This is a genomic window from Mannheimia sp., from assembly GCF_056854775.1.
In genome coordinates this window covers 1-4,095 of sequence record NZ_JBXGGI010000027.1, presented here as the reverse complement: position 1 = coordinate 4,095, position 4,095 = coordinate 1, and the positions used below count along the sequence as shown (strand labels likewise).

Annotated in this window: 4 protein-coding genes and 1 pseudogene; 1 reads left to right on the top strand and 4 read right to left on the bottom strand. The window is 36.5% G+C overall.

Annotated features, from left to right (window positions below; genetic code table 11):
- Positions 1-351, bottom strand: a pseudogene (locus ACJHV0_RS02425) (porin); the annotation flags it as partial.
- Between the two features lie 498 nt (positions 352-849).
- Between ACJHV0_RS02425 and priC the strand changes: the two are divergent.
- Positions 850-1,368, top strand: coding sequence for a primosomal replication protein PriC (priC, locus tag ACJHV0_RS02420; RefSeq protein ID WP_483133287.1), 519 nt, complete (start codon positions 850-852; stop codon positions 1,366-1,368).
- A gap of 47 nt (positions 1,369-1,415) precedes the next feature.
- Here the strand turns inward: priC and galU are convergent, their stop codons facing one another.
- The 3 genes from galU to csrA form a co-directional block, all read right to left on the bottom strand.
- Positions 1,416-2,303, bottom strand: coding sequence for a UTP--glucose-1-phosphate uridylyltransferase GalU (galU, locus tag ACJHV0_RS02415; RefSeq protein WP_283385932.1), 888 nt, complete (start codon positions 2,301-2,303; stop codon positions 1,416-1,418).
- Positions 2,304-2,402: 99 nt separating this feature from the next.
- Positions 2,403-3,761, bottom strand: coding sequence for a phosphohexomutase domain-containing protein (locus tag ACJHV0_RS02410; RefSeq protein ID WP_283385933.1), 1,359 nt, complete (start codon positions 3,759-3,761; stop codon positions 2,403-2,405).
- 29 nt (positions 3,762-3,790) lie between these two features.
- Positions 3,791-3,973 (bottom strand): carbon storage regulator CsrA, encoded by a 183-nt coding sequence (gene csrA / locus ACJHV0_RS02405; protein WP_025235917.1) that lies wholly within the window; start codon positions 3,971-3,973, stop codon positions 3,791-3,793.
- Positions 3,974-4,095 lie beyond the last annotated feature (122 nt).

Genomic DNA, 4,095 nt, shown 5'->3' with positions numbered 1-4,095 from the left:
CATACTCTTTTGACCTAAACCAACATACGCTTGGTGAGCATATAAATCACCAAAGCCAGCATCTTGGTTGCCTTTTAGACGAACTTGTAATGCACCTAATGCGTAGAAACCGTTGTCATTTAATGCGTGGTTTACTTTCACGCCAAAACGAGTACCGCTATTGCGTAATTTTGTATCGCCGTTATCTTCACCGGCATCTTTTTTACCATCTGTTTTTGATGTTTGGTTATCTACGATTAAACGTAAAGAACCCCAGAAATCTACTTTTGTACCATCTGCATCATAAACTACTGTTGCTGATGCTGACGCTGCGAACGCTGTTAATGCTAATGCAACTAATGTTTTTTTCATAATTTTCACCTTAGATTTTTTATGTTATATAATAGCTGTTACCCTCGTTAAGGTGTAAGAGCAACAATCCAATCACAGTGTATCAGCTATTGCCTCACACTGCTTGCAGGTGCATAATTGCAAAAACAAAACTTAATGTCAATAGTCCAAATGCTATTCTTATAAAGAGCATTTCCTTATAAATCAATAAGTTAAATTCACTCAGTTTCATTTGGAGAAATTTGCTCATTTGAATTGATTTTAACTGCATCACATAACCACTTGAAAAATAAAGATTTTTATTCAGTCAAAATCAAGCGTTGCAACATTTTAAAAAAGTTCATTTATTTTGTGATGTAGATCACATTTTTGAAATTTTATTTGAATTTAGATTGATTTTTAGTCAAAAATACCCCGTGTTTAAGAAATATAAATCTCTTGCAGATGAACATTTTGCTTCTAGCATAAATTTATATAAAATGAATTTATTGCCTAAATTTCTATTACAAGCTAATAAATATGCATAAACACTTTTTTCTTAACCAGATAAAACAAAATTTAGCTGCTCTACTTCCTCTTTCTGAGCAAAAAATTACACTTAATTCAACTTATTTTTCCAAACAATCTGGTTTAGTAAAATTCTTTGTTGCCGAGATTGAAAAAACAGCAGAGCAACTACTCGCTCAGGAAGATGTTTCATATAGTGAATTTTACGCTGAAAAACTGATTAAGCAATTTGATGCTCTTAATAGTGCAATTAAAAACACTCATCAGCAAAAAAAAGTAGCACAGTTTCATTCTTCCTTTCAATTTCCGTCGAATATTCACGCTCTTTCACCGAATAAACGTTTGCAAGAATATCGTAAGGCATTAAGGGCATTAAATGAAAAGATGAGTTGGTTAATGGAGAAAAATTATAATCAGGAAAATGAGATATTAAAGCAAGAGCTGCAAAATCAAATTATAGACACAGAATACCGCAAAAAGAAATGTATCCAAGCGATTGAAGATTTAGAACAGGAATTATTATTTAAGTAAACGGGCACATTAAATATGTGCCCATTTTCATTACAACGTTTAGTTAGTTACAGTGATTTCGCTAAGTCTTTAATAAATGCCTTAAATTCTTTTCCGCATTTATCGTGGTTTAAGCTGTATTCAACGAAAGCTTTCATATAACCGACTTTATCACCACAGTCAAACGAGCGACCTGTCATATTGAAAGCTTCAACCGTTTCTTGGTGAATAAGCATATCAATCGCATCAGTAAGCTGAATTTCATCACCCACACCTACTGGGGTTTTCTCCAGTAATTCCCAAATATTTGCTGAGAATACATAACGCCCAACAACGGCAAGATTAGAAGGAGCTTCTTCTACGCTCGGCTTTTCTACCATTTTTGCAATCGCAGCTGAACCACCTAACGGGATATCAACCCCATTACAATCAGCCACACCGTAGCTGCTCACATTTTCCATCGGTACAGGTGCAACCATAATTTGGCTATAACCGGTTTCCTTAAAGCGTTTAACCATCGCGGCTAGGTTTTCTGTATTTTGGTCTGCTGTGAATTCACCTAATAATACGTCAGGTAATACTACTGCAAATGGCTCATTACCCACTACTGCTCTGCCACATAAAACCGCGTGTCCTAAGCCTTTTGCTTGACCTTGACGGACGTGAATCAAACGCACATCTTTTGGAATAATAGAACGAACTTCATCTAATAATTGACGTTTAACACGCTTTTCAAGCATCGTTTCAAGCTCAAAAGAAGTATCAAAGTGGTTTTCGATAGCATTTTTTGAAGAATGTGTTACCAGCACAATTTCTTTGAAACCTGCTGCTACACATTCATTAACAATGTATTGAATTAAAGGCTTATCTGCAAGAACAAGCATCTCTTTTGGGATAGCTTTTGTTGCAGGTAACATACGAGTACCAAGACCTGCAACGGGGATAATCACTTTCATTTGAAATCCTTATGATATGTGAAGTTTTATTGAAAATAGACCGTTTGTAGTATATCGCAAGCGGTCATATTTTTTCATTTTTTTACAAAACTTTAAGCATTATTGGCGTAATAAGGCTAAAATTTCATCGGTTTTTTGTTGCATTAAGGCTTTATCACCACGCGTCTCTAAATTTAAGCGAACTACTGGTTCAGTATTAGAACTGCGTAAGTTAAAACGCCAGTTGTCAAATTCAACGCTAATGCCGTCTAAAGTTTCTAGCTTTCCGTCTTTGTAGGCTTCTTTTACGCGAGCAATTGAGGCTTGTGCATCAGTTAATTTACTGTTAATTTCGCCTGGCGATGGGAATTTATCTAAACGCTCGCCAACTAACTCACTGAGTGATTTGCCGGTAGTACACAATAACTCTAGCGTTAGTAGCCAAGGGATCATACCACTATCACAATAGAAGAAATCTCGGAAGTAGTGATGTGCTGACATTTCACCACCATAAATTGCATCTACTTCACGCATTTTCTCTTTAATGAATGAATGCCCTGATTTAGACATTACCGGCTCACCGCCTGCTTCACGAACAAGTTCTTCTGTATTCCAAATCAAGCGAGGATCGTAGATAATCTTCGCCCCTTTATTTTTAGCTAAGAAGGCTTGCGATAGTAAACCTACCACATAATAACCTTCAATAAAGCCGCCCTTTTCATCAAAGAAGAAACAGCGGTCAAAATCACCGTCAAAGGCAATACCAATATCGGCGTTGTTGTCTAAAACGGCTTTAATAGAATCTTCACGGTTTTCGTGCAGAATTGGGTTAGGAATACCATTTGGGAAATTGCCATCCGGATTATTATGAACTTTAATAAATTCAACCGGCACTTGTTGAGCTTTAAATTGTGCTTCAATCGCATCGATGATTTGCCCTGCAGCTCCATTACCTGAATTAATGACTAATTTTTTCGGTGTCAGCTTGCTTAAATCAATGTAAGAAAGTAAATGCTCAACATACTCACCTTGTACTGATTTTTGTGTGTATTTACCACGTTTTTCAACGGCTGGGAAATTATTCTCCTCTGCTAAACGTTGAATATCGGCTAAGCCTGTATCGGCACTAATCGGGCGAGAACCTTCACGCACTAATTTCATACCGTTATAATCCATCGGATTATGACTTGCCGTTACTTGAATACCACCATCGGTTTTCAAGAAAGAGGTAGCAAAATAAACCTCTTCTGTACCGGTTAAACCTAAGTCGATAACATCAACGCCTGAATCCAATAGTCCGTTTGTAACTGCACTTTTTAGTTCGTTACTGGTTAAACGAACATCTCCACCTACTACGATTGATTTTGGCTTTAGATATTGCCCAAAAGCACGTCCGATACGATATGCAATATCCGTATTCAATTCAGTGCCTAATTGACCGCGAATATCATACGCTTTAAAACAAGTGAGTTTTCCCATAGTATGTTCCTTGTGAGGTTAATAAATAATCAGAATTTATCCTCTTCTGCTGAGGCTTTAATCCTTTCATAGATCTCTTGACGGTGAACTGAGATTTCTTTTGGTGCATTCACACCTAATTTCACTTGGTTTCCTCGAATGTTGAGTACCGTGATCTCAACATTGTCTCCTACGAGTAAAACCTCCCCAATCTTACGAGTTAGAATAAGCATAATTGTCTCCTACTGGGTTAAAAACTCTTTTTTATAGAGTAAATTTTTAAAGGCGAGTTTATCCCGCCTTGTTATTATTTTATTAAATTCTTTGAACAATCCATTCTTGAGCAAGACTCAAT

What these genes read in the sequence shown, in the direction of transcription:
- priC (WP_483133287.1), top strand. Translation starts at nt 850, where the DNA reads ATGCATAAACACTTTTTTCTTAACCAGATAAAACAAAATTTAGCTGCT.
- galU (WP_283385932.1), bottom strand. Translation starts at nt 2,303, where the DNA reads ATGAAAGTGATTATCCCCGTTGCAGGTCTTGGTACTCGTATGTTACCT.
- ACJHV0_RS02410 (WP_283385933.1), bottom strand. Translation starts at nt 3,761, where the DNA reads ATGGGAAAACTCACTTGTTTTAAAGCGTATGATATTCGCGGTCAATTA.
- csrA (WP_025235917.1), bottom strand. Translation starts at nt 3,973, where the DNA reads ATGCTTATTCTAACTCGTAAGATTGGGGAGGTTTTACTCGTAGGAGAC.